The sequence below is a fragment of the Rothia sp. L_38 genome (genome assembly GCF_050689125.1).
Lineage (GTDB): Bacteria > Actinomycetota > Actinomycetes > Actinomycetales > Micrococcaceae > Rothia.
Genome location: NZ_JBOEQD010000006.1, coordinates 102,002 through 127,274, shown reverse-complemented (window position 1 = coordinate 127,274; position 25,273 = coordinate 102,002). Strand labels below are relative to the sequence as shown.

21 protein-coding genes are annotated in these 25,273 nt (G+C 59.5%); 5 read left to right on the top strand and 16 right to left on the bottom strand.

What is annotated here, in order from left to right:
- Positions 1 to 9 precede the first annotated feature (9 nt).
- Positions 10 to 1,854: a hypothetical protein gene (locus tag ACRCJM_RS06275; RefSeq protein ID WP_431464234.1), complete on the top strand. Its 1,845-nt coding sequence runs from the start codon at positions 10 to 12 to the stop codon at positions 1,852 to 1,854.
- On the opposite strand, the gene ACRCJM_RS06270 is transcribed toward ACRCJM_RS06275, so the two are convergent.
- The 8 genes from ACRCJM_RS06270 to ACRCJM_RS06235 all read right to left on the bottom strand — a co-directional run bounded on the left by ACRCJM_RS06270 (position 1,851) and on the right by ACRCJM_RS06235 (position 8,934).
- Complete coding sequence (locus ACRCJM_RS06270) at positions 1,851 to 3,311, bottom strand: MATE family efflux transporter (RefSeq protein WP_431464233.1); 1,461 nt, start codon at positions 3,309 to 3,311, stop codon at positions 1,851 to 1,853. The genes ACRCJM_RS06275 and ACRCJM_RS06270 overlap by 4 nt on opposite strands.
- Positions 3,312 to 3,405: 94 nt before the next feature.
- Complete coding sequence (locus tag ACRCJM_RS06265) at positions 3,406 to 4,251, bottom strand: shikimate 5-dehydrogenase (protein ID WP_431464232.1); 846 nt, start codon at positions 4,249 to 4,251, stop codon at positions 3,406 to 3,408.
- A gap of 100 nt (positions 4,252 to 4,351) precedes the next feature.
- The gene (locus ACRCJM_RS06260) at positions 4,352 to 4,864 is read right to left on the bottom strand and encodes a GNAT family N-acetyltransferase (protein ID WP_431464231.1); all 513 of its coding nucleotides are present in this window, start codon (positions 4,862 to 4,864) and stop codon (positions 4,352 to 4,354) included.
- A 91-nt stretch (positions 4,865 to 4,955) separates the two neighbouring features.
- Complete coding sequence (locus ACRCJM_RS06255) at positions 4,956 to 5,477, bottom strand: GNAT family N-acetyltransferase (protein WP_431464230.1); 522 nt, start codon at positions 5,475 to 5,477, stop codon at positions 4,956 to 4,958.
- A 3-nt stretch (positions 5,478 to 5,480) separates the two neighbouring features.
- Positions 5,481 to 5,888 carry an RNA-binding S4 domain-containing protein gene (locus ACRCJM_RS06250; RefSeq protein WP_431464229.1) on the bottom strand — a complete coding sequence of 136 codons (408 nt, stop codon included), beginning with the start codon at positions 5,886 to 5,888 and terminating at the stop codon, positions 5,481 to 5,483.
- A 37-nt stretch (positions 5,889 to 5,925) separates the two neighbouring features.
- Positions 5,926 to 7,059 carry a Fic family protein gene (locus ACRCJM_RS06245; RefSeq protein WP_431464228.1) on the bottom strand — a complete coding sequence of 378 codons (1,134 nt, stop codon included), beginning with the start codon at positions 7,057 to 7,059 and terminating at the stop codon, positions 5,926 to 5,928.
- 124 nt (positions 7,060 to 7,183) lie between these two features.
- A complete protein-coding gene (locus tag ACRCJM_RS06240) occupies positions 7,184 to 8,503 on the bottom strand; it encodes a Y-family DNA polymerase (RefSeq protein ID WP_431464227.1) in 1,320 nt (439 codons plus the stop codon).
- Positions 8,504 to 8,505: 2 nt separating this feature from the next.
- A complete protein-coding gene (locus ACRCJM_RS06235) occupies positions 8,506 to 8,934 on the bottom strand; it encodes a LexA family protein (protein WP_237196083.1) in 429 nt (142 codons plus the stop codon).
- A 193-nt stretch (positions 8,935 to 9,127) separates the two neighbouring features.
- Here ACRCJM_RS06235 and ACRCJM_RS06230 point away from each other — a divergent pair, with 193 nt between their 5' ends.
- Positions 9,128 to 10,078 (top strand): sucrase ferredoxin, encoded by a 951-nt coding sequence (locus ACRCJM_RS06230; protein WP_431464226.1) that lies wholly within the window; start codon positions 9,128 to 9,130, stop codon positions 10,076 to 10,078.
- Between the two features lie 102 nt (positions 10,079 to 10,180).
- Here ACRCJM_RS06230 and ACRCJM_RS06225 read toward each other — a convergent pair whose 3' ends face one another.
- Both ACRCJM_RS06225 and ACRCJM_RS06220 read right to left on the bottom strand, forming a co-directional pair.
- Complete coding sequence (locus ACRCJM_RS06225; protein WP_431464225.1) at positions 10,181 to 10,942, bottom strand: VIT1/CCC1 transporter family protein; 762 nt, start codon at positions 10,940 to 10,942, stop codon at positions 10,181 to 10,183.
- A 100-nt stretch (positions 10,943 to 11,042) separates the two neighbouring features.
- Positions 11,043 to 12,032, bottom strand: coding sequence for an alpha/beta hydrolase (locus ACRCJM_RS06220; protein WP_431464224.1), 990 nt, complete (start codon positions 12,030 to 12,032; stop codon positions 11,043 to 11,045).
- Positions 12,033 to 12,078: 46 nt separating this feature from the next.
- Here ACRCJM_RS06220 and ACRCJM_RS06215 point away from each other — a divergent pair, with 46 nt between their 5' ends.
- The 3 genes from ACRCJM_RS06215 to ACRCJM_RS06205 all read left to right on the top strand — a co-directional run bounded on the left by ACRCJM_RS06215 (position 12,079) and on the right by ACRCJM_RS06205 (position 14,377).
- Entirely contained in the window at positions 12,079 to 12,330 is a 252-nt protein-coding gene (locus ACRCJM_RS06215; protein ID WP_431464223.1) for a ribbon-helix-helix domain-containing protein, read from the top strand.
- Positions 12,327 to 12,566, top strand: coding sequence for a toxin (locus ACRCJM_RS06210; RefSeq protein ID WP_431464222.1), 240 nt, complete (start codon positions 12,327 to 12,329; stop codon positions 12,564 to 12,566). Before ACRCJM_RS06215 ends, ACRCJM_RS06210 begins: the two co-directional genes overlap by 4 nt.
- A 155-nt stretch (positions 12,567 to 12,721) precedes the next feature.
- Positions 12,722 to 14,377: an alpha-keto acid decarboxylase family protein gene (locus ACRCJM_RS06205; RefSeq protein ID WP_431464221.1), complete on the top strand. Its 1,656-nt coding sequence runs from the start codon at positions 12,722 to 12,724 to the stop codon at positions 14,375 to 14,377.
- 94 nt (positions 14,378 to 14,471) lie between these two features.
- Here ACRCJM_RS06205 and ACRCJM_RS06200 read toward each other — a convergent pair whose 3' ends face one another.
- The 6 genes from ACRCJM_RS06200 to ACRCJM_RS06175 all read right to left on the bottom strand — a co-directional run bounded on the left by ACRCJM_RS06200 (position 14,472) and on the right by ACRCJM_RS06175 (position 25,083).
- On the bottom strand, positions 14,472 to 15,929 hold the full coding sequence (locus tag ACRCJM_RS06200) for an amino acid permease (RefSeq protein WP_431464220.1): 1,458 nt from the start codon (positions 15,927 to 15,929) through the stop codon (positions 14,472 to 14,474).
- Between the two features lie 124 nt (positions 15,930 to 16,053).
- Positions 16,054 to 17,430 carry an NAD-dependent succinate-semialdehyde dehydrogenase gene (locus tag ACRCJM_RS06195; RefSeq protein ID WP_431464219.1) on the bottom strand — a complete coding sequence of 459 codons (1,377 nt, stop codon included), beginning with the start codon at positions 17,428 to 17,430 and terminating at the stop codon, positions 16,054 to 16,056.
- Positions 17,431 to 17,681: 251 nt separating this feature from the next.
- On the bottom strand, positions 17,682 to 20,261 hold the full coding sequence (locus tag ACRCJM_RS06190; protein WP_431464218.1) for a restriction endonuclease subunit S: 2,580 nt from the start codon (positions 20,259 to 20,261) through the stop codon (positions 17,682 to 17,684).
- A gap of 180 nt (positions 20,262 to 20,441) precedes the next feature.
- Positions 20,442 to 21,785 (bottom strand): 4-aminobutyrate--2-oxoglutarate transaminase, encoded by a 1,344-nt coding sequence (gabT, locus tag ACRCJM_RS06185; RefSeq protein WP_431464217.1) that lies wholly within the window; start codon positions 21,783 to 21,785, stop codon positions 20,442 to 20,444.
- Between the two features lie 110 nt (positions 21,786 to 21,895).
- Positions 21,896 to 23,383, bottom strand: coding sequence for an NAD-dependent succinate-semialdehyde dehydrogenase (locus ACRCJM_RS06180; protein ID WP_431464216.1), 1,488 nt, complete (start codon positions 23,381 to 23,383; stop codon positions 21,896 to 21,898).
- A 143-nt stretch (positions 23,384 to 23,526) separates the two neighbouring features.
- Entirely contained in the window at positions 23,527 to 25,083 is a 1,557-nt protein-coding gene (locus ACRCJM_RS06175; protein ID WP_431464215.1) for an APC family permease, read from the bottom strand.
- Positions 25,084 to 25,273: the final 190 nt, after the last annotated feature.

Sequence of the window (25,273 nt, the reverse complement as noted above, 5' to 3'; positions counted from 1 at the left end):
GAGAAGACTGTGTGGTCCACCCACGAAGCCGCCCAGAAAATTGCCGCAACCCGCGACCTGCCCTACGGTAGCGCCCGCACCGCCGCCATGGAGTACATCACCCGCACCCTAGAGCGGGAGGGCCCCGAATCCATGCTGCCCGAGGCCTACCTCAACCTGGTGGAGGCCTATGTTTTTGGGCAGCCGACCCCGGCCTCCTTTGCGGTGTTCTCTAAGCTGTTGCGTCTCTACGACGCCCACCCCGAGCACTTTGACGAGTTCACCGCCCGCACCCTCTTCTGGCAGTTCAAGTGGATTATCGGCGATATGACCGCCTACCCGCAGATCTCTAAGGAGCAGGCGCGCGAGCTGCTCGATGAGATGCGCCGCCGCTACCGCCTGGCGGGCATGGGCGAGATGGCCCCCGACCGGGCCGAGTACATGTGGGCTGCCCACATCGGTGAGGACGAGGCCGCCGAGACCTGGCGCGCCCGGTGGCTTGCACACGGTGAGGACGAGATGGACTGCGGCTCCTGCAGGCACGGCGGGATTCTGCGCGACCACGTGACCGACGGGGAGTTTGAGGCGGCCGTCCGCCTGGGTGCCCCCACCGAAGATTTGTGTAACCGGGAGCCTGCGGCTTCCCACCGGCAGCTGGCCCTTGCCTACCTGCATTTGGGGGACGGCGAAGCAGCCGGCCGTCACCTGCTGCGGGCTGCGGCTAACCGCGACCAGTATGATCCGGACGACCTGGGCGTTGAGTTTGAGGTGTTGGCCCGCGGCCAGAACCTTCAGGCGGCCTTTGACCTGCTGGCTGACCACGGCAAACGTGCCCTTGACCTGGCAGGGGATCCCGGCGATAACCGCAACTTCCTGCGCTATATTGTCGCTGGCCTGGCCTGGGCTTTAGAGGACCACGGGGATATGCCCACCGGCTTGCGGCCTGCCGGTCAGGTCGAACGGTCTACCTTGAAGGAGCTCTACGACTGGGCGCTGGCCGAATCCCGGCCGCTGGCGCAGGCCTTTGACCGCCGGGCGGGTAATACCCGGTTCTCGGAGTCCCTGGAGGCCGCCACCAAACTGGATGCCCTGACACCCATTGTGCTGCCTACCGGGGCGGACGGGGCTGGTTCGGCTAGTTTGACCGAAGCGGACGCCGCCGAAGGTGCCCAGACCGGTGGTGCGAGCGCGACCGACGCTACTCCCCTGTCCTTTACCCCGGTGGAGTCCTACCTGGCGGTGGCCCGCGAGCATGAGGCGGCGGGGGCTTCCCTTGAGGCGGGTATGGCCTATGCCGAGGCTGCTTTCTTGGTGCTGGCCGGTGGGCCTGTCACGGGGGCGCAGGCGCTTGAGGCCCACGGGTTCTTTGAGACGGCCTGGCCTCTGCTGGCGGACGGCGGTGCCGCCCCTGCCCTACTGGCCGAGGTAGTGCGCGTGTGGGCACCGGTTGCCGAACGGGTGAATGACCTTGAAGCCCTTCGTACTCCGGTGGGTGAGCTACAGGAGCTGGCTCGGCAGGCGGCCCACCCCGACCTTCTGACTGTGATGCAGGCTCAGGATCTCGCTGCCCGTCTTTCACTGGCGGCCGATGACTCTGCGAGCCAGCAGCTCGTGGATGAGCTGGTAGAAACCTACCGCGAGAACGAGTGCCTGGAACGGGCAGCCCGCCTGCTGGTGGTCGCCGCTGAAGCTGCGACTGCCGCCGGGCAAAGTGAGCTGGCGATTGGCCGCTATGAGTTGGCGGCGGAGTTTTTTGAGCCTTTGAGGCTGAAGAAGTCCCGTGCTGCTGCCCTGGACGCCTGCATTGAGCTGCTGCGCGCCACCGGCCAGGAGCATCGCGTTGAGGCCCTGCTGGCTGAGCTTATGGCGGGCTAGCGCAGCCACACCCCACTGCGGGCCCGCAGGCCCAGGGTGAGGGCGCGGGCGCCCATGTACCAGAGGGCATAGGAGCACCAGAGCAGCAGGTAGGCCAGGGTGGGGCCATCGAGCAGCCCACCCCAGCCCCAGGAGGTGCCCCCGGCAAGCGGGGCGGGAGCGTCCGCACCGGACCCGAACCAGAGGTACAGCCCGGCCAGCACCGGCAGATAGGCCACCAGGGTAAAGAGCCCAGCCAGACCCAGATAGCGTACGTCCTGGGCGCCGATGAGCACGCCGTCCAGAATGAAAACGTAGGCCGCCAGGGGCTGGCCCACCGCCAGCACCAGCAAAGAGAGAGCAAAGAGGCGCTGCACCTCGGGGTCGGGGGTAAAGACCCAGGCCAGGCCAAACCCGACCGCCGGGCAAACCAGGGCCGTGACCAGGCCAAAGGCCAGGCTCCACCGCACCAGGCGGTTTTTGAGCTGAACCACCGCGCTCTGCCCCTGCCGGGTTGAAAGATCCTGTGCGCCCATCTCCTTACCCAGCAGGGCCTGGGCGGCAATGGCCAGGGCGTCCAGGGCAAAGGCCAGCAGGTTAAAGAAAGCCATCGTCAACTGGTAGGCGGCCAGGTTTTTCTCCCCCTGGCTGGTCACCACAAAGACCGTAGCCAGCAGGGCAATCCGCAGACAGGCAGCCCGCACCATCAGCCAGGCTCCCACCCTAAAAACAGCCTTAAGACCGGCGAGGTCGGGCAGCCAGCCGGGCACCCGCGTCCGCATCGATAAGCCGGAAGGGCGGGCAACAGAGCCGGGCACCCGCGTCCGCACAACCACCGCGTAGGTCAGCGCCAGGGCCATGCCCCACTGCACCACAGCCGTCGCTACCGCAGAGCCTGCCACACCCCACCCTGCCGGGTAAACCAGGGCCCAGCTCAGCGGCACGTTGAGGGCAGCGCCGGTGGTCGCAACGTAGAGGGGAGTTTTGGCGTCCTGGAAACCGCGCAGGGCACCGGTCGCCGCCAGCACCAGGAGCATGCCGGGCAGACCCGCCAGGGAGGGCAGCAGGTAGGCGGTGGCATGGGTCAGGACGTCCCCGCCCGCCCCCAGCGCACGCAGCAGGGAGTCGGCGGTCAGCGCCAGCAGCACCGCGAAGAAAAGACCCAGGCCAGCAGCCACCCACAGGCCGTTGCGGGCGGCAGCAAAAGCACTGGGGGTATCGCCTGCCCCCACGGCCCGGGCCACCGCCGGGGTGGTGGAGTAGGCCAGAAAAACCATGAATCCCACCAGGGTCTGCACCACGGTTGAGCCCAGCGTCAGGCCAGCCAGCGGAGCACTGCCCAGGTGACCCACGATGGCAGAGTCAGCCAGGACCAGCAGGGGCTCAGCGATAAGCGCTCCAAAAGCGGGCACCGCCAGGGCAAGAATCTGACGGTTGAGCGAAGACTGCCGGGGTGAAGAAGACTGTGTGGAGGGCATAAAACCACCCTACCGGCGTCCGTATGGGTAAGCGAAACCTTCATCTGCGTGTGCAAAGAACGCGCTGATGAAGGTTTCGATTACTTTCAAGAACCTAGTTGGCCTGGGCCTCAGCCTCAGCCACATCGGCGTCACTCACCTCGACCCCGGTGTAGAGCTTGAACTGTTCAGCAGCCTGCAGGGCGATGACCTCACCGCCGGTGATGACCTCCTTACCAGCAGCCCGGCCAGCGCGAATCAGCGGGGTTTCAACGGGCATAGCCACCACGTCAAAGACCACCTGGGCAGCCTCAATCGCGGTGACGGGGTAGGCCAGGGTGTCTACCTCGGGGCCACCCTCCATGCCGATGGGGGTGACGTTCACAATCACGGGGGCGGTCAACTCGCCCACCTCAGTGGCCCAGGTGTAGCCGTAGCGGTCAGCCAGGGCGCGGCCGGTCTCTTCATTGCGGGCAATAATGGTGCCGGTGCGGAAGCCCGCGTCATAGAAGGCTCCAGCCACAGCCGCCGCCATACCGCCCGAACCGCGCAGCAAGAAGGGCAGGGCGGGGTCTACCCGGTGGGAAGCCAGCAGGGAGGCCACCGCAATCACGTCGGTGTTGTAGGCCTTGAGGTAGCCGTCGGTGTTCACAATGGTGTTGACTGCACCAATCACTTCAGCAGAATGGTCTATCTCGTTGACCAGGGGAATCACTGCCTGCTTGAAAGGCATGGATACCGAGCAGCCCCGAATGCCCAGGGCCCGCACACCGCCAATGGCGGCCTCAATGTCGGTGGTGGTCATGGCCTTATAGAGAAAGTCCAGGCCAAACTTTTCATAGAGGTAGTTGTGGAACTTAATGCCGTGGTTTGAGGGGCGGCCCGAGAGGGAGATGCAGACGGTGGTGTCGCGATTCAGGGGCGGACGGCCGGACGCGGCCGCAGCGGGTGAGCTGGTCATAGCGTGTTTTCCTTGGTGAGGTTCGAGCCGGGGCCCTCCACAGGGGGCAAACCCAGCCTGACCCTCTCACCCTACCACCGGCGTCCGCGCGAGATCAGCGCTAGGGCCGGGTCATGATGTAGGTTTTACGGCCCGCAAATTCGTCAGAGCGCGCAATGGCAAAACCCTCTTTTTCGTAGAAGCGGATTGCGCGAGCGTTGGTGGTCAGCACCTCAAGTTCGGCGGGGCCGGGGTCAAGCACAGCCCCTAGCAGAGCCTGGGCAACTCCCGTACCGAAAGCCTCGGGCAGCAGGTAGAGCATTTCAAGTTTTTGCGCCTCATAGGGCATCTGTGAGGCAAAGGCCAGGCCCAGCAGTTTGCTCGGGGCGCACTTTTCTACCGCCACCAGAGCGCGGCGGCGCTGCCCTAGTTGTTGCTGAACGTCCTCGCCGGTGCCGCCGGTAGAGTCCAGCCATTCCGCGAACCCGGTGGCGCGGGCACCTAGCTGCTCTTCCTGTTTGGCAAACATTTGGGGGGTAAATGTGCCCGCGTAGGCATGACGCCACGACGTCATGCGCAATTCTTCCCACGCTCTGGCCTCTGCGGGCACAGGCGGGCGAATCTCAAAATTCATTATTCTCCTCGAGCCCTGCCGCTGCGAGCGAGTGGGGGGAAGGCAAGGCGTAGAGTCATGATACCGCACCGACCTGCACAATCTTCAGGTTTTAAATAGACAGGTGGTAGATGTAGTCGTGGGCGACTTCGGTGGCAGTGAGCTGGAAGGTGCGCTCACCCACCCGGGTGAATCCCATCTTTTCGTAGAAGGCCTGGGCGCGGTGGTTGAGCTGGTGGGTGCCCAGGTGCAAGCCGTCTTTGCCGTCGGCGCGGGCAGTCGCAATGACGGCGTCCATGAGTTCCCTAGCCAGGCCGGTTCCGCGGGTTTCGGCGGAGAGGTAGAACTTGCTCAGGTAGGCGGCGTTGCCGGGAATTTCGGCAGGCTGGGGCGCCTCGTGGTCGATGCCGAAGTAGGCGATAATCTCGTCTGCTTCGTTGACGGCCAGAGTGAAGCTGTAGGAGCCGGTTTCGATATAGCGGGTGAAGGACGCCTCATCTAGGTTTTCGCTCACAAAGGCCGCCACGAACTCGCGGGGCACCACGGGCGGGGCAGCGTCGGGGAAGTGCGCGCTAGCGAAGGCGGAGAGAGCGGGAACGTCGGTAAGGACGGCCGGGTGCAGGGTGTAGGGCATAGCTTATTCTTTCTCGTAGCCGCGGAGCTTGTTGAGGGCGCGGCGCTCAGTTTTGGTGGGTCGGCCTGCGCCCCGGTCGCGGCGGGGTAGGGCGCCGCTGGTGAGGTAGGCGGGTTTGGGGGCGGAGATATCCTCGTAGCAGGTGACGGCCACGGGTGCACCGACGCGCTTGGAGATGGTTTTGCGCACGATGAGTACGCGCTCCCAGCCGGGGTAGCGCACGGTGACGGTGTCGCCGGGTTTGATTTTCTGGGAGGGCTTGGCGTGCTCACTGTTGACGCGCACATGCCCGGCTTTGACCTCGGTGGACGCCAGTGAGCGGGTTTTGAACACGCGCACCGACCAGAGCCAGGCGTCGATGCGCACAGGTGGCTGCGGCTCTGCGGGGGCTGAGTCTGCGGGTGAAGGCATGTATCTAGGCTACCGCCACCAACAGGCCAGCGTCTGTCTAGTCTCGCAGGATAGAAGGTAGCATCCCCAAGGCATCGAGTTGGCGCACAACAAATAAGGTAATCACATTACCCATAATTTTGATACTGTAGTGCCGTTTTCCTTCTTCCTTAGCAAGCAGACCACGATCGATAAGCTTTGCCAGCCTCTGACTTCTCGTTGATGCAGATCCAGGAATGAGATCTGCAAGGTCACCGGCCTTTATCCACCCATACTGAGCGGTACGCATGAGGATATCTACCTCAGCCTGTGTCAGCAACGATGCTTCATAGGCCCTTTTGAGTGCAGGATAATAGACTGTTTTTACCACCGAATCGTGATTACTCAGGGTCATGATATGTTCGAGATCTTTTTCGAGCCCCTGAATAACGTAACTACACCAGGCAATGAGATCTTCGTTCTCAAGCGAGTCCGCCTGCTCCAGATGAGCGTAGTAGGCTGAGCGGTCAGCCCCAAACACCACAGTAGGGTTTAAAGCTCTGTAACCACCTGCAGACGTGAAGTTTTGTTTAACCAGCATGGCATAGGTGAGTAGGCGGGAGACACGTCCATTCCCATTGGTAAATGGATGAATCCAGACAAAGCGGTGATGGGAGATGGCGGTTTGGAGTAGGTGGTATTGACTGGGTAGGTCTTGGTTGATGAACTCCAGTAGCTGACGCATATCTGCCGATATTGATTCTGGGCCAGGCGGGATATGCCGCGATTGTGAGATTCTCACAGGGGTTGTGCGGTAGCTACCCGGTGCAGAGTCACCTTCACGCACCAGACCCTGCACAGACAACCGGTGAAGTTCTCTCACGAACACTTCTGTGAAATGAAATTCTTGGTCTACTACCTCATCAATAAAGAGGCTGGCCTTCTCTAGATTAAGAATTTCCTGCAACCCATCGTTTCCTTCTTCCCCCTGTACTTTTTTGTTCAGAGCATCAACAACGGTGGTGCGGTTACCCTCTATACGTGCGGACATCATACTTGTGAGGTACTGAAAAAGAGTCCTAAGCTCATACAAAATAGGCTCATCGAGATTCCCCTGGGTCACCTTTAGCGCGCTCCTAGCACGTTCTAACCGCACCACATGTTCTGCGAATGGTGAATCAAAGGAGAAGGAGGGAAGACCAATAGGTTTCATAAGAGTATTTTACCAACGTCTTTCTATCATTTAATGTTTTTCTATAATTTTCACTTGTCAAAGCCATATTATTCATATTAAAAAGAAGAAATTATTTTATATCAGGCCTGCCTCTACTTTAGGATTACATTGAACCTATAGCCCTACTAGACCATTCAAGACCTTCCCCCACCCGCACTTTCACCAGCTCGTCCCAGTGGGTGGTTGCCCTGGGCGAGAGCATCTCGCGTTTCATCTGCCATTCCGGCGGACGAGCTAAGCCCGCATACCCCAGCCCCACCGAGCCCTCACCGCACCGCTCCTGCACCTGAGCGAGCAGACCCGCGATATCTCGGGATTCGTGACGGTATTCCATACCCCAGAGGGGTTCCTGCCCACCGGTAGGGTGCAAATCCGTCAGCATGACACCCGCTCTGGCATAGGCGACAGTTGAGAAGTCAACGTGTTTCAGGAGCTGATGAGCAGCCCGGGTCAAGATGACCGGGTCGGACGTATACCCCGGCAGGCGCACCTGTAGGGCGGGGTGATGCTGCTGCCCAGAGCTGAAAACGGCGGTTCCACAGAAGGCGGTGAGTAGGCCGGCTAGTTGGCCGTGGCGGGCCAACCGAGCAGCAGCTTTCTGTGCGTAAATACTGAGTACCTGGCGTAAAGAATCTGCGTCAGATACGGGTCGGGAGAAGGCCCTCGAGTAGATGAGCTGGTCTTTAAAGCGGCGCTGCTCTTCCAGCTCGCACGCCGGAATTTCTTGTAATTCCAAAACTGTGCGCATCAGAACCACCGAGAACTTTTTTCGAATCATGTCGGGTCGCGCTGCCGCCAAATCGGCAATCGAGGTAATACCTAGAGCCGTAAGTTTCTGCGTAGTTCGCCGCCCCACTCCCCACACCTCAGATACCGGCAAAGCCGCCAGCAGGGCATCCTTACGTTCATTAGGCAAACAACCCCACACGCACACCCCCGCCAAGGCGGGAATCTTTTTGGCGGTTTTATTGGCGAGTTTGGCGAGGGTTTTTGTAGGGGCAACCCCCACGCAGACTGGCACCCCCACGCCGCGTAGCAGTTGGTCTTTGATGCTTCGGGCATAGGTACGGGCAGCAGCGGGCTCAATCGGCACAGTCAGGAAAGCCTCGTCGATGGAGTACTGCTCAAATTCGGCCGCCTGTGAAGCGAGTACCCGCATCACCCGGGCAGAAATTTCGCCGTAAAGCTCGTAGTTGGAAGATCGGGCAATAACCCCCTGCGCGCGAGCCCTGTGCTCTATCTGAAACCAGGGCATGCCCATGGTATACCCCAAAGCCTTCGCTTCTGCAGAAAGGGCGACCACACAGCCGTCATTGTTTGAAAGCACCACCACCGGGCGCCCTATGAGCGAGGGGTCAAAGATACGCTCGCAGGAAACATAGCAGGAGTTAATATCAACGTGCACAACCTGTTGCTTGGTCATATCTACACCCTGTGAAGACAGCGGGTGACCACCCCAAAAATCATAAACTCCGATTCGGCAGGGATAGGGATGGGAGGGTAGGCGGGGTTTTCGGGCAAAAGCCACCCAGCGCCGTGGCGATCAATGTGGAAACGCTTGACGGTAAATTCACCGTCGATAGCAGCCACCACAACCGACCCCTCAACCGGTCGACGGGAACGGTCGACGATAATTTCGTCACCGTCTGCAATCCCCGCGTCAATCATCGAGGAGCCGCTTACTCTCAAAATATAGGTGGAATTACGGTCAGCGATGAGCACCTCGTTGAGGTCGATATGGGTGGCTGAATAATCCTGGGCAGGCGACGGGAAACCCGCAGGGACTCTGATGGGGCTGGTGGGAAGAGGCCAGGGCGCCCCGGGTTGTAGCTGGCCTACGATAACGGCTTTCATACCTTAAATATAGTATAAAGTTTCGAATATTGTACGAATATATATTCTATAAAGTAAGCAATACTTTTCCGGCAGCCCCGATCCCGCGCGAGCGTGCGTCATATCGCTGAGCGTGCAGCAGCCGTGCGCACTCTCGGCGATATGACGCACGCTCGATGCCCCTTAAAGCCCGCGCTGGCGTACACTTATGCCCATGACTAGCCCTACCACACCCGCTATTCCTGCCGATTCCTGCTCCCTGATGACTGATGAGAACCTGCCGGGTACCGCTGCCCGCGAGACACTCTGGGTTCTGCTGGAGCACCCCGGCGGCTGGGGCCGCGATATTCTCGATGGAACTGTCTTTGGGGCAGACCTCTCAGCCGCTCTTAAAGAAAAGATGGCGCAGGTGGGTGCCCGCCTGCTGCTGATTCGACAGTCCGGGCGTGAGGGGCAGAAGGTTAAGGACGCCGGCGCCCGCCGCCGCGCCTTCCTTGCGGTTACCGGGGGTAGGGATTTTTCACCCGCCCGGCTCTACTCGTTTGAGGTAACAGGCGCGGAGGATTTACTCTCCCTCCCCCTCGAAACCCCCGGAAATATACCCGGTGCGGTTGTTTCACGTGAAACACTCACCCTTGTCTGCACTCACTCTAAGCGCGACCGCTGCTGCGCGGTACGGGGCCGACCCATTGCGTCCTTTGTATCCGAACAACTCGCGGACGGCAGCGTCTGGGAGTGCTCCCACACCGGCGGGCACCGTTTCGCCCCGGTCGCTATCAGCCTGCCCACCGGCTACACCTACGGGCGACTGAACTTCGAGCAGGCCCTCACCCTGGCCCAGGAGGCCCAAAAAGGGCAGGTAGCCCTGGAGGGTCTGCGCGGCCGCTCCTCCCACTCCCCCATCGAGCAAGTAGCCGAGGTGGCCATCCGCACCCTCCTAGCCGATGCCGGCGAGCACCCCGGCCCCGGTGACCTGACCCCCGATGAAGTGACCGCCACTGAACCTGATCTGCACACCGCCCGCGTCACCCACCGCGACGGCCGCTCCTGGGTGGCAACTGCCCGCCGCACTGAGCTGCCGCCGCGCCCGGCGTCCTGCGGTAAGGACGACGCCCCCGCCTTCAGCTGGGAGGTCGTCAGCCTGCACCCCGGCACGGCAGCCTAACTTTTATCAAGCCCCCGGGAAGCACACAGGCGGGTCTGCTCATGCAGACCCGCCTGGTGGCGTCCGCCCCGGTTCAAAGAATCAGGGGCCGATCTCGAAGTTTTAGACCACGCCGGTTGCACCCAGCAGGGAGCCCACGCCGAAGGTGACGGCCAGGGCCAGGGCACCGCCGACTACCACGCGCACAGCGGCCTTGCCGTAGTGCGGGGAGCCGCCCCACTTAGCGCCCAGGGTACCGGTGATTGCCAGGGCAACGAGCACGCCGGCGAAGGTCACCGGAATACGAATCGACTCGGGGAAGAGCAGAATCAGCAGGGTCGGGAGCAGGGCACCCACCAGGAAGGAACCGGCCGAAGCGAAGGCAGCAGACCAGGGTGAGGGGATGTCCTCATCGTCGATACCCAGCTCAAAGTGCAGGTGGGTCTTGAGGGCGTTCTTCTCGGTCATCTCGATAGCCGCCTTGCGGGCAGTTTCGGGTGAAATGCCGTGCTCTTCAAGGGTCTCGGTCAGCTCGTTGAGCTCGTACTCAGGCATGTCGCGCAGCTCAGCCTTTTCCTTGGCAATCAGGGCTTCCTGGCTATCTACCTGGGACGAGACCGACACGTACTCGCCCAGAGCCATTGAAATCGCGCCACCAACCACAGCGGCGGCAGCAGCCACACCGATAGCTGAGGTGCTAGCGGTAGCACCGGCAACACCCACTACGGTGGCGGCTACTGAGACAATGCCGTCGTTAGCACCCAGAACGGCTGCACGCAGGCGGTTAAGTTTTTCATGGTAGGCACCGCCCATGTCGTGGGCTTCACCGGTGTGGGAGTGAGGGGCTGCAGCTGCGGGGGCTGCTTCGTTCGGTTGGTTCGTCATAGGTCTAAGCGTAGAGAGTCCCCCAGCTTTCTTCCAGCAAGTCTAGAGTGAGCTTGCCTGCTCCCCCGCTTAACCGCCAGGTGAGGCCAGGCTGGGCTACCTAGAGGCGGTCGATGAACTCGCCGATAGCCCGGTAGGTGGCGGTGCGGGCGGGGTCGGGCGAGAGGACGAGGTCATGGGTTCCGCCGTCGATGACGCGGCTGGTGACGTCCCTACCCAGCCCCAGACCCCAGCGGCGGATTCCCTGCACGTTGAGCACGGCGTCGAAGTCGTGGCGGTCGGTGGGGTTTGTGAGTTTGCCGGAGCGGGCCGAGGTTAGCAGGAGCACAGGGGCCTGGATATCGAGGCCGCGCTGTAGCTGCCGGTGGGCCCGGCGCACAGCCGCCAGCCAGCCCGCGTAGACGGGTGGGAAGTTGAGGGTCTTCCAGTCGGTGTTGAACTGCCAGGTGCCTGCGTGCTCAGCGTGCAGGGAGCGGGCGTAGGCGTCCTCCTGCTCCTTCTGCACGATGGCGCGCGGTTTGAAGCGCGCGAGCGCCGCCACCGACCCGGTCATGAGGGCGCGCTCAAGCGGGTTGTTGAAGTGGTCGAGCCAGGGTGAGTTGAGGACGACGGCAGCCAGCTCGGGCGGGGCGGTTCGGCTGGCCCAGAGGGAGGCGATAAGGCCGCCGGTGGAGTGGGCCATGAGAATAACCTGCTGGTGCCGGTCGCGGCCGGTGATGAGCTGCCAGGCGGCGGTGAGGTCTTCGAAGTAGTCGTCGAGGTTTTCGGTGTAGAAGGGGGTCTGCCCCGGCAGCAGGGAGCGCCCGTATTTGCGCAGGTCAAGGGCGTAGAAGTCGTGGCCGCGGGCTGCCCACCAGTCGCCGAGGTCCTTCTGGAAGAAGTAGTCCACAAAGCCGTGCAGGTAGAGCACGGCGGGCTGTGCCGCCCAGTCTTGCCCCTGCGCGGACGCCGGGAGGTGGGGAGCTGCGTCCGCCCCGCCAGTATCTGCGGGTCGGTGGACGAGGGTGGCAACGATGGGGCCTTCTGCGTCGTGGCCTAGGTCGATGGTTTCGGCAGTGTAGGGGGCACCGAGAATGTCTGGCTGTGTCATAAAACCCACTATACTCTCGCGCACATTTTCGTATTACGATATTGCTATGGAAACTATCAACGGCACCCCGGTAACAGAAGAGCAGATTCAAGCCTGGGCTGACGAAGCTAAAGCAGGCTACGCAGTAGAAAAATTTAAGAAACGTGGCCGCCCAAGCCTTGGGAGCGCTCCTGCATCGGTCATTCCCGTCCGCATGGAGGAGGAACTCCTTGCAGCCCTCTTACATAAAGCTGAGGTTGAGCATCTTAACCGTTCAGAAGCTATCCGCGCCGCTGTCCAGGCCTGGGTTGATGCATGATTTCAGTTCACCACTCCGCTCTCAAACATGGAATACCAACAGAAGATACCCTGGCAGCTACCCAAACGTACGTCTTCTCAGAGGCCCTAGACGAAGAGAACCCCTGGAGGGAGTTGCGCCTGGGGTTCGACACTAACGGCAGACTTCTTGAGCTTGTTGTTCTTATCTTTGATAGCGGGAATGAACTTGTCATTCACTCCATGAAGGCACGAAAGCAATACTGGGAGCTTTTGTAAAAAACCTTCAACCTAGCACTCTTGCCGCCCAAAACATAAGGGCATAGAGCCATTCACCGCTAACATTCTTATAGAAGTGATACCGGCAACACCCCGCAGGTATCTCATGCAAAAGACCCCTTGCTCCTCTTCTTAGATTTATAAGGACACCACCCATGACCTACACCGTCAGCGACTACCTGCTTGACCGCCTTGTTTCCCTGGGCGCCACCGATATTTTCGGTGTGCCCGGTGACTTTAACCTGCAGTTCCTCGACCATGTGATTGCGCACGAGCAGCTGACCTGGGTAGGCAACGCGAATGAGCTCAACGCCGGGTACGCGGCGGACGGCTACGCCCGCGTAGGCGGTATCGGCGCCCTGGTGACCACCTACGGTGTGGGTGAGCTTTCAGCTATTAACGCAACGGCCGGCTCCTACGCCGAGCACGTGCCCGTCCTGCATATCGTGGGTGCTCCGTCGAAGGACGCCCAGGCCGCCCACCTGACCATGCACCACACCCTGGGTGATGGCGATTTCACCCACTTTATTCGTATGGCCTCTGAGGTGTCCTGCGCGGTTGCTAACCTTGAGCACGCCACCGCTACCGCCGAAATTGACCGCGTGCTGCGCGAGATGATGATTCAGAAGCGCCCCGGCTACATTCTGCTGGCAACCGACGTTGCCCGGGTTGAGGTGGCCCCGCCGAGCGGCCCGCTGGAGGTGCCCAAGGCCCTCTCGTCCCCCGGTGCTGTTGAAGCCTTCCGCGCTGACCTGGCTGAAGTGCTGGCGGGCAAGCAGACCACGGTGCTTGCTGACCTTTTGGTTCACCGCATGGGTGCGCAGGCTAACCTGACCGAGATGCTGGCGGCAACCGGCCTGCCCTACGCCACCCTGATGTGGGGCAAGACCCTGGTGGACGAGTCCAAGCCGGCTTTTGCTGGTATTTACGCCGGGGTGGTGTCGTCTGCCCGCACCAAGGACGCCGTGGAGCAGGCAGAAGCCCTAATTTGTGCAGGCGTGACCTTCACCGACACCACCACCGCAGGTTTCTCCCAGAACCTCCCCGAAAACACGGTCTTCTTGGGTGCCCAGACCGCCAAGATTGGCAGGAAGACCTACGCCCCGCTCACACTCGATACCGCCCTGGATATTGTGCGGGAGGTCGCCCGCGAGGTCGGCGCAACCCCCAAGGAGCTGCTGCCCTGGGATGAAGAAACCCACGAAGACATTGACATGACCGCCCCGCTGACCCAGGACGTCCTCTGGTCCCTGCTCTCCCGCGAACTGTCACCGGGCAACATTGTGGTGGCCGACCAGGGCACCTCTTTCTTCGGCATGGCCTCCCGCCGCTTCCCTGAGAACTCCATGTTCATCGGCCAGCCCCTGTGGGGTTCCATTGGCTATACCCTGCCTGCCATGCTGGGGGCCGCCATTGCCGACCGGGGCGCACGCGGCGTCCTGCTCATTGGCGACGGCTCAGCCCAGCTGACCTTCCAGGAAATCGGCACCATGCTGGAGCAGAAAATTAACCCGGTGGTGGTGCTCATTAACAATGACGGCTATACGGTAGAGCGTGCCATTCACGGGGCCACCCAGCCCTACAACGACATCCGCCGCTACAACTGGCAGCTGGTCCCGGCGGCCCTGGGGGCAACCGAGGACGATGTGCTCATGCTGCGCGTGACCACCGCCGCCGAGCTGTTGGAGGCAACCGCCCTGACCCAGGCCACGCGCGACAAGCTGGTTTTCCTGGAGGTCATGATGGATAAGGACGACGTGCCCGCCCTGCTGGCCGACGTCGCCGCCGCGCTCACCCGCGCCAATTCCTAAAAACCCCCAACCCCACACCCTGCCACGAGCTGCGGCGGGCGTCCGCGCAGTTTCGTGACAGGGCGTGGGGTTGGGAATACCTTGCAAAGGCGGCCTAGCTCTTCGCCGCCACCTTCTTACGGGCCAGGGGCCACAGGGCCAGCATGGCTACGGTGACAATGAGCGAGGTGTAGACCTGGGTGCGGCCCGACTCGCTGCCCAGCATCACGATCAGCACGAAGAGAATACCCACGATGAGCACGATGTTGAGCCAGGGGAAGAGCCACATCTTGAGCTTGAGCCCGGCAACTTCTTCGGGGGTCATCTTGCGGCGCATGTTCCACTGGGTCAGGGCGATAAAGACGTAGACGAAGAGGGCGACCAGGCCCGCTGAGTTCATGATGAACTCGAAGATACCCGAGTTGGGGGCGGCAAAGTTCACGATGGAGGCAATGACGCCGCCGACGGTGGATGCCAGTAGGGCGTAGACGGGCACGCCGCGGCGGGACTTCTTAGCGAGCAGGTCGGGGCCGAAGCCCTGCTGGGAGAGGGCTGCTGCCATGCGGGAGGCAGAGTACAGGCCGGAGTTCAGCACCGAGATAACGGCGGTGAAGATAACCAGCTGCATAATGACCGAGGCCCCGGGCACGCCCAGGCGCTCGAAAACCAGGGTGAAAGGAGCGACCGACACGTTGGTGGGTTCGGGTAGTTCGTCCCAGGGAATCACCATACAAATCACGGCGATAGCGCCGACGAAGAAGAGCAGGATGCGCCAGATAACAGTCGAGGATGCCTGGCGGATACCCTTGGCAGGGTCTTCCGATTCGGCCGCTGCCATGACGGCAATTTCGGTACCGAAGTAGGAGAAGATGACCAGGGCGACGCCGGTGAGCGCGATGCCGTAACCGTTGGGGGCGAAGCCGCCGTGGCTCCACAGGTAGTTGACGGTGTTGGTGGAGTCGGGCCACAGGCCAAGGGCGAAGAGCAGGCCGGCGGCCAAGAAGACCACGATGGCAATTACCTTGATGGAGGCCAGCCAGAATTCGACTTCACCGAAGGTGCGCACAGAGATGAGGTTGGTGCCCACAAAGATGGCGAGAAGGACGAGGGAGGCGGCCCAGGCGGGCACGCCGGGGAACCAGCCCGCGATGGTTTCACCGCCGAGTACCGCCTCATAGGCGAGCACGCCGACCCAGAAGTACCAGTAGAGCCAGCCGACCAGGTAGGCGGCCCAGTTGCCCAGGCCTACGCGGGCGTATTCCATGAAGGAGCCGATGGCGGGCCGGGCAGCAGCCATTTCGCCCAGCATGCGCATGGCGAGGAAGACCAGCAGGCCGCCGATGAGGTAGGAGATGAGGGCGGCGGGGCCGACGGAGCGAATCACGTTACCGGAGCCCACGAAGAGGGAGGCACCGATAATGCCGCCGAGGGTAATCATGGTGACGTGGCGGGGGCGGAGTTTGCGCACGGTGGCGTCCCCGGCGATGGGTGGGGCGGTGTGCTGGTTGACTCGCATGCCGACGGAGGTCTCGGGCGAGACCGCGTCGTCGTAGGGTGAGTGGGGTTGTGTCATGTGTTTTCCTAGGGGTGCGCGCTGGGTGCGCTGGGAATTTTTAAGGACGCCGCCGCCCGCCTACTCTGCCGGGGGCAGGGTGGCGGGCGGCTGCGTCCTTGCAACGTATGTTTATTGTACGGCGCTACTTTTGTACGAAGTAGAGGCGCTTGTTGACGAATTCGTCCATGCCGTAGGGGCCGAGTTCGCGGCCGTAGCCGGAATTCTTGACACCACCGAAGGGGATTTCGGCGCCTTCGCCGGCGGGGGTGTTGACGTTGACCATGCCGGCATCAATCTGCTGGGCCAGGCGGCGGGCGCGGGCCTCGTCCTGGGAGAAGACGGCGCCACCCAGGCCGTACTGGGTGTTGTTAGCCAGCTCGATGGCTTCCTCGTCGCTCTCGACCCGGTAGACGGTGGCGACGGGGCCGAAGAGCTCCTGGTAGTAGACCTCGGAGCCGACGGGCACATCGGTGAGGACGGCCGGGGAGAGGTAGGCGCTCTTATCGTCCAGCAGCTGCCCACCGACGCGCAGGGTGGCACCGGCGGCAACGGCCTCGTCAAGCTGCTTCTTGAGGCCTTCGGCTGCCGAGCGGGAGGAGAGGGCCATGTAGGTGGTTTCGCCTGCTTCGGCGGGCTTGCCCGGCTTCATGGCTTCGGCCAGCTTGACCAACTCAGCTACAAACTCGTCGTAAATATCAGCCATGACGATCATGCGCTTGTTGGAGTTACAGGCCTGGCCGGTGTTGTACATACGGAAACCCCAGGCGGTGGCAGCAGCTTCAGCGACGTTGTCGGTATCGAGCACGATGTAGGGGTCAGAGCCGCCCAGTTCCAGCACAGCCTTCTTGAGGTTGCGCCCGGCGATACCTGCCACAATGGCACCGGCGCGTTCGGAGCCGGTCAGGGAGACCCCCTGGATGTGGCGGTGGCCGATCATGGCCTCAATCTGGTCGTGGCTAGCGAAAACTGCCTCGTAGGCACCCTCGGGGACCCCGGCGTCCTTCATGATCTCGGCAATGGCGAGCGCGGACTTGGGGCAGATTTCGGCGTGCTTGAGCACAATAGTGTTGCCCAGCATGAGGTTGGGGGCGGCGAAGCGGGCAACCTGGTAGTAGGGGAAGTTCCAGGGCATGATACCCAGCAGGGCGCCCAGGGGCTTGCGCTGGATGTAGGCCTCGGAGTTCTCAGCGGAGGAGGGGATGGGCTCGTCCTTGAGGTGGTCTGCAGCAATCCCGGCGTAGTGGGCGAAGATAGCGGAGGAGAACTCAGCTTCTTCAATGCCCTCTGAGATGGGCTTACCCATTTCCTGAGAGATGATTTCGGCTAGTTCCTGCTTGCGTTCTTCAAAGAGTTCAGCAATCCGATTCACGATGGCGGCGCGTTCTTCAACGCTGGTGGTGCGCCAGGTCAGGTAGGCGGCGTGGGCGCGGTCTACTGCCGCGGTAGCCTGCTCGTCGGTGAGGGTGTCGAAGGTTTCGAGCACCTCACCGGTGGTGGGGTCTTCAAGTCGGTAGCTCATGGGTTTAGTTCCCTTGTTAGGTGATGACGGAAAGGATGCAGCCGTCACACGTTCAATCACCATCTAAGTTTACTGGGTTTTAAGGTTTTGTCGTGATATTGAGAGGTCTTGAAAATACTAGGACGCCGGTGCCCAAACAGGAGCAGAAACATAAATCCGCTGTTCCTGGAACTGAGCAGAACCGGCGCCCCACACTATTTATCAGCCAAGATTTTGACAGCTAATATTTTGTAGAATCGCATAGCAAAAATCTAATTTAGACCAGCAGCAATAACATAAGCCTCGAGCTCTGCAATTTTTTCAGCCTCGAGCTCTGCAATATATTCTACCATAAAGTCAAAGTCAATTTCTGAATCCCTGCAGGGCAAAAATACCTTTTGATTCTCTAAAGTCTCAACACTAAATCTTGAGCTACCCCACTCAAAAAGCTGGAATGAACGATTAAGTGCAGCAATAAAGAACTGGGCATTTTCAGCACCAAATTCGTTAAACTTAGGAATAAGTATTTTGATTTTATCGCCAGTAAAATAAGGGTCTTTTTGGTAAAATATTGTTGCAGTATCCTGACCAAATGATATTGTATTACCGGGATTTAAGAAATCCTCATCGTATTCAATAAAGCCTTTCCTGCCATTATTCAAAGAAGTCCTAACGATATAAGGGTGGCCCTCAGATTCATTAACTTTAACAGTATTAGCATTTATACGCTTTTTCGAAGTTTCAATACTGAATAAGTCCCTTACAAAAAATTCCTTCCACTCAACAGAATGAAGCTTTTTCTTAAGTAATTTATCCACTTCATCAAATTTTTCTTCACGAGTATTATTTTTACTTAGTATATTACCGACTTCCCAAGCGAGGTAATCACCGACTGTCTTTTTAAAATCCGTGAGATTAGGTCTAACGTCAGCAGGAACTAGCTGGTTCCAATCCGCCCCGCTCAAGGGATCAATTGTTCCCTCGTAGAAATCCTGAGTTGATAGAAGTTTAAGCTTCTTTCTACCATAACGCACTAGGTCAACAACTTCTTGGTAGCGCCCCTTGGCATTATTAGTATCGCGAAGGTTCACGTTGCTACGGGATTTACGGCGGTTGGCCCGTGTATAGCCATCATCCGAAAAATTAATAAAGCGCACAGTATCTTCTGCCTGATGGGCTTCACCCACTTTAAATACATAAATATGGGTCTGCACGCTCGACTTACCCAAGAAGAGATCAATTGGCATTTTAATGCTTGCTAAAAGAGAGTGCTTTTCAAGAATCGCTGTGTTGATATTCTTAGCTTTGCCAGAACCAGCCGAACTTTGAACAATCACTGCAGCATAACCCTTCTGCATAAGGTTCAAAGCGTTCTTCACAAAAATCATGCCATTCCCCTCTGCCGAATATGGAGGGTTGAGCACAAAAGCTGTCGCAGCGAAGGTATCTCCACTGTCTCCGTATTTACCTTCAAAGGAAAGCGAATCCTGGTTAAGTAGCTTTGAGCTGCCGTCACCCATCATAATCATGTTAAGGACAGCCAGCATGTAGATGTTATCGAGAATTTCTAGGCCTAAAAGCTGTTCTGCTTTGATGTGCGCGATCTTTTGATGCAACTCAGCAGGAGATTTGATTTTCTTATGTGCATCATCAATCATCTCATTCATGGCAGCCACTAGTAGACCAGCAGACCCCGTTGCAAAGTCCCAAACATAACTATCTTTATCAACCCTAGCTAGTCTTGAGAGAAGGGTTGCAACATAAGATGGGGTAAGCACAACATCATTAAGTTTATCTTGGGTGAAACCCAGCCAACTATACATCTCATTAAAGAGCTTGCCAGTAAAATCAGTGCTAAGACCAATCTTGTAATAAATACCAAGATCATCGTATATTTTTGAGAAGATTCTCTTAAGCTGAGTTTCTCCATTATGAACAGCATTAATTTTCTCAGATGTCAGAGTATTTTCAAGGGTCCGAGAAATAAGGTCGCGCTTACTTTCAGGGATATCTTTAGCATCGAGAAAATTTTTAATCTTACCTAGGATGATATCGCCGTCCCTATAGCGCTTTTCTGATGAAGATTTCAGGTCTGACTTCTCAAGGGGCTCAACTTTTCCAGGAACACCAAGGGTAGCAATAATAGAAGCTGCAACCAGATAAACCCTATCATTCTCAGAAATACCTTTTTCATTTTGATAGATATCATTATTCAGGCGAACCAGACTAGTTTCGATTTCATTTTCGCGCGCCTGTTTGATGCGGTCAATTTCATCCTGGCTAAGCTGCAGTTCTTTTACCTTCTGAATGAAATCATCAAAGTTTTCATCAGCTAGAAATGAAAGGTCTGAGTATTTATCAATTTCTTGGCCAGCGCCCAGGTTCTTCTTCGAAACTAAGTAGACACCAATTTCAAGCTGCAGCTCTCCACTGGAATCTTTATAGCCAGTGACACCAATTGCTATGACGTCTTCATAGGTTGTGTAATGCAGGATTGCGTTAGCATAGTGGACAGCGCCGTTCACAGCATAATCTTTAATATTCTTATAATGAGGCTCGTTTTTTGGTGTTAGGTTTTCAATTTTTCCAGAAGGATCCAGTTTTTCAAGTTTTCCTTTATATCCTTTATACTCGATAAGGATCGGCCATCTATTATTTTTTAAAATTTTTACGTCAGGTCGATTCCCTCCCTTACCTCCACCCTTGGATTCATATTCACTGAGCGCTTCGTCAAGCTCACTGTTTTCAAACCGCTGTTGTTCCAATTTATAATCAACTGCATAATCTTTTAGCCAACCATTAACCTTATCGGCAACATTTGGCTCAACAGACTGAACTTTTTTATTAACCATTTAATATATACCTACCTCAAAAAATAGTTAAATACACGAATTAGACACTTGCTTGTATAGTTTAGCGTCACCCAACTAAATTCTAGTTCCAAGACACCTTAAAACATGAATCTCACTGGCACTAATCCAAACAAAAAGGCGCTCACCGCCTAGCGATGAACGCCTACAACCAGCAAAGAGCTAGGCAGTAACTGAGCGGATGCCCTCGATGAAGATATCCAGGGCCTGGCCCAGGAGTTCTTCGCTGATGGTCAGCGGGGGCAGCAGGCGCACGACGTTGCCGTAGGTCCCGCAGGTGAGAATCAGGACGCCGCGTTCGGCACAGGCTGCTGCGATGTCTTTGGCGGCGGTGGCGTGGGGTTCCTTGGAGTCGGAGTCTGCTACGAATTCGACGGCGAACATGGCGCCGCGGCCGCGGATTTCGCCGATGATGTCGAGTTCTTCAACCAGGGGGCCGAGCTTTTCGCGGGCGATCTCTTCGATACGGGCGGCGCGGGCGTTGAGGTCCCACTCTTCCATGGTTTCGATGGTGGCTAGGGCTGCGGCGCAGGCGACGGGGTTGCCGCCGTAGGTGCCGCCGAGGCCGCCGGGCTGGACCTTGTCGAAGAGTTCGGCGCGGCCGGTGACGGCGGAGAGGGGCATGCCGCCGGCGATGCCCTTGGCGGTGGTGATGAGGTCGGGTTCGATGCCTTCGTGGTCGGAGGCGAACCAGCTGCCGGTGCGGCAGAAGCCTGCCTGGACTTCGTCCGCGATGAAGACGATACCCTTTTCGCGGGCCCAGGTGACGAGCTCGGGCAGGAAGCCTTCGGCGGGGACGATGAAGCCGCCTTCGCCTTGGATGGGTTCGATGAGGATTGCGGCGACGTATTCGGAGCCGATCTGCTTTTCGATCATGTCGATGACGCGGGCGGCTGCTTCCTTGCCGCCCAGGTCACCGTCGCGGTAGGGGTAGCTCATGGGGGCGCGGTAGACCTCGGGGGCGAAGGGGCCGAAGCCCTTCTTGTAGGGGGCGGCCTTGGCGGTGAGGGCCATGGTGAGGTTGGTGCGGCCGTGGTAGGCGTGGTCAAAGACGACGACGGCGTTGCGGCCGGTGGCTGCGCGGGCGATTTTGACGGCATTTTCTACGGCTTCGGCGCCGGAGTTGAAGAGCACGGTGCGCTTGTCGAAGTCGCCGGGAGTGAGCTGGTTGAGCTTTTCGGCGACGGCTACGTAGCCCTCGTAGGGGGTGACCATGAAGCAGGTGTGGGTGAAGTGGGTGGCGGCTTCGCGCACGGCATCTACGACTTTGGGGGCGGAGGCGCCGACGGAGGTGACGGCGATGCCGGAGCCCAGGTCGGCGAAGGAGTTGCCGTCGACGTCGACGATGACGCCGCCGTCGGCGTCCGCTGCGTAGACGGGCAGGGTGGAGGCTACACCGGCGGGCACGTTGGCGGCGCGGCGGGCAGCTAGTTCGGTGGATTTGGGGCCGGGGACGGTGCCGGTGAGGGTGATCTGCTGGGGTAGGCGGTAGGCAATCTCAGCCATGGTGGAGGTTCCTTAGTGATGGATTTTCTTGTAACTACAAAAAGGTGAGGGGTGCGGACGCCCGTGCTGGGGTGACGGTGCCGGGGCGGGCGTCCGCGGGGTTTGGGGTTTTAGTTGGCGTAGGGGTCGCGGATGCCGATGTACTGGATGGAGGAGTACTCGTCGATGCCTTCGGCTGCGCCTTCGCGGCCCATGCCGGACTGCTTGACACCACCGAAGGGGGCAGCCGCGTTGGATACCACACCAGCGTTGAAGCCCATGATGCCGAACTCTAGATGGTCGCTGGCGCGGTAGAGGCGGTTGATGGATTCGGTGTAGACGTAGGAGGCCAGGCCGTATTCGGTGTCGTTGGCTAGTTCGTAGGCCTCGTATTCATCCTTGAAGGTGAAGATGGGGGCGATAGGGCCGAAGATTTCTTCGCGGGCGACGCGGGCGTCGAGGGGTACGTCAACGAGCACGGTGGGCTTGAAGAAGTAGCCTGCACCCTCGCCCTTTTCGCCGCCGGTGAGTACGCGGGCACCCTTGGCGACGGCGTCCTCGACGAGGGCAACCATGGAGTCCTGGGCTTTCTTTTCGACGAGGGGGCCGCAGGTAACGCCTTCGTCCAGGCCGTTGCCGACCTTAAGTTCGCCCATTTTTTCGGCGAACTTCCGGGAGAACTCTTCGGCTAGGGATTCGTGCACGATGAAGCGGTTGGCGGCGGTGCAGGCTTCGCCGATGTTGCGCATTTTGGCGGCCATGGCTCCGGCGACAGCCTGGTCGAGGTCGGCGTCCTCGAAGACCAGGAAGGGGGCGTTGCCGCCGAGTTCCATGGAGGTGCGCAGCACGTTATCGGCAGCCTTTTTGAGCAGGTCCTTGCCGACGGGGGTGGAGCCGGTAAAGGAGACCTTGCGCAGGCGAGAATCGCTCATGATGGGCTCGGAGATAGCTGCTGCCGACTTGGAGGAGACGACATTGAGGACGCCGGCGGGCAGGCCAGCGTCGAGCATGGTCTGGGCGAAGTACTGGCTGGTGAGCGGGGTCAGGCGGGCGGGCTTGAGCACCATGGTGCAGCCTGCTGCGATGGCGGGGGCGACCTTGCGGGTACCCATGGCCAGGGGGAAGTTCCAGGGGGTAATCAGCAGGCAGGGGCCGACGGGCTTGCGGCGGGTGATCATGCGCAGGGTGCCCTCGGGCATGTCGAGGGAGCGGCCGTAGTGGCGGGGGGTTTCTTCGGCGAACCAGCGCAGGAACTCAGCGCCGTACTTGACCTCACCGAGGGCTTCGGCGTAGGGCTTGCCCATCTCTAAGGTCATGAGGGTGGCGAACTCTTCGGCCCGTTCGGTGACGAGTTCGAAGGCGCGGCGCAGGATTTCTGCGCGTTCACGCGGGGGTGTGGCGGCCCAGCCGTGCTCACCTGCTTCTTTTTCTGCCTGGCAGGCTGCGTCGAGGGCGGCGAGGGCGTCTTCTTCGGTGGCGGAGGCCAGGGTGGCGATGACTTCACCGGTGGCGGGGTTTTCTACGTCGAAGGTTTCGCCGTTTGAGGCGTCTCGCCACTGGCCGCCGATGAGCAGGCCGGTAGGTACCTTTGCTAGGAGTTCTTTCACATCTACGGTCATAGCCGGTGTGCACCTTTCGTGAACTATCTGTGTGATGGGCACACCATCAGGCCCATCCTTCTGCTTATCTTACGCCCCCTACCCGCCAGGCAGGTAGCCTGTCTCACACGCCCCGGGGCGGACGCCCGCGCCCGACAGGGCGGTTATTCGGGCAGGTCAAGCATGTGCTCAACATCCATGGGTACCCTGCCTGCGAAGAAGTCGGGACGCTTGAAACGCTGGTAGAACATGACCGCAAATCCCAGAGCCAGGAGCACCAGAGAGAGGATAAAGACCAGGCCAATACCGCCGATTTCTGAGCCGGAACCGTAGGCCGGATCCATGGAGTCAACGAAGGTCTGGGCGAAGAAGACCACCAGAATCATGCCGCCGATGAGGGGCAAAATGAACTGGTTGAAGAGGTTACGGGCACCGCTCTTGAGGGAGGTCTTGCGGAAGTACCAGACGCAGGCGAAGGCGGTCACCCCGTAGTAGAGGCAGACCATGAGGCTGAGAGCGGCGATGGTATCCCAAAGCACCGAGGTTGAGATAAAACGCATGGCTACGTAGAAGACACTAGCAATCAGGCAGGAGGCGATGGTGGCATAGGAGGGAGCCTGGTACTTGGGAGACAGGCGGGCAAACTTGGGGCCCAGGGCTCGGTAGTAGCCCATGGCCAGCAGGGTGCGGGCAGGAGAGACGGCGGTGGACTGCAGGGAGGCGAGCGCTGCGACCATGACGGCGATAGACATGAGGATGCCCAGGGAACCGAGGACGGGGCCGGAGAGGGCGGCGAAAATATTTTCTTGATTGTCGGGATTGCCCAGGCCGAGGCCGTCCTCGCTGGTACCGGCGAAGGAGAGGGTGCCGATGGAGAGGAAGAGGTAGAGGACGACGATGGTCAGGATGGTGCCGACGGCTGCGGTGCCGCTGGTGGTGTGTTTACCTTCGGTTTCTTCGTTCATGGTGAGCACGGCGTCCCAGCCCCAGTAGAGGAAGAAGACCAGGGACATAGAGGCTGCCAGGGTTGAGAAGGAGTCGATGCCGAAGGGGTTGAACCATTCGAAGCTGAAGCTGAGGTTGGCAAAGCCGGTGCCGGTGGCGGCCTTGTAGAGGGCTACGGCAGAGAAGAGAGCCAGGACGATCAGCTGGAAGATGATGAGGACGGTCTGGAGTTTCTGGGTGGCGTCCAGGCCACGGTAGGTGATGTAGCAACCGAAGGCCATGAAGGCGAGGAAGGTTGCAATATTGACCAGGTTGTTAGCGGCAAGGTCTGCGATGTCGGGGTTACCCAGGGCCTGGGAGAGGAAGAGGTAGAAGAAATCGACGGCAATACCGGCCAGATTGGAGAGCACCAGGATGGTGGCAACCAGCAGGGCCCAACCGGCCATCCAGCCGACGTAGGGGCCAAAGGCTTTGGTGGTCCAGGTGAAAGTGGTTCCTGCATCGGGCATGGTGGCGTTGAGTTCGCGGTAGCCGATGGCGACCAGGAGCATGGGGATGAAGCCAATAAGGAACATGGCGGGCATGTAGATGCCGGCTTCGGCAGCGACGGGGCCGAGGGCACCTGAGAGGGAGTAGGCGGGAGCTACAACGGAGATACCGATGATGATGGATGAGAACAGGGTGACGTTGCCCGATGAGAGGCCTTTTTTGTTGGCGGCACTGACGTCGACAGAGCCGTGGGGGTGGGCTCCCGAGGTAGCTGGGGGTTGGGTCATCGCTGACTCCTTTTCACTATCACCTTCAGAGGTTGCAAGCAGAACAAGAAAACGAACACCATTCGTTTAGTTAGTTACACTACAACCTTAAGTGATTCTTGTGAAGTGCGTAACGAAGTTTTTACAGAGAAGCAGCCCAGAACGAAACATGCGTCGCACCGCTCAACACCCCCAGCGGGTAGGTATCGAG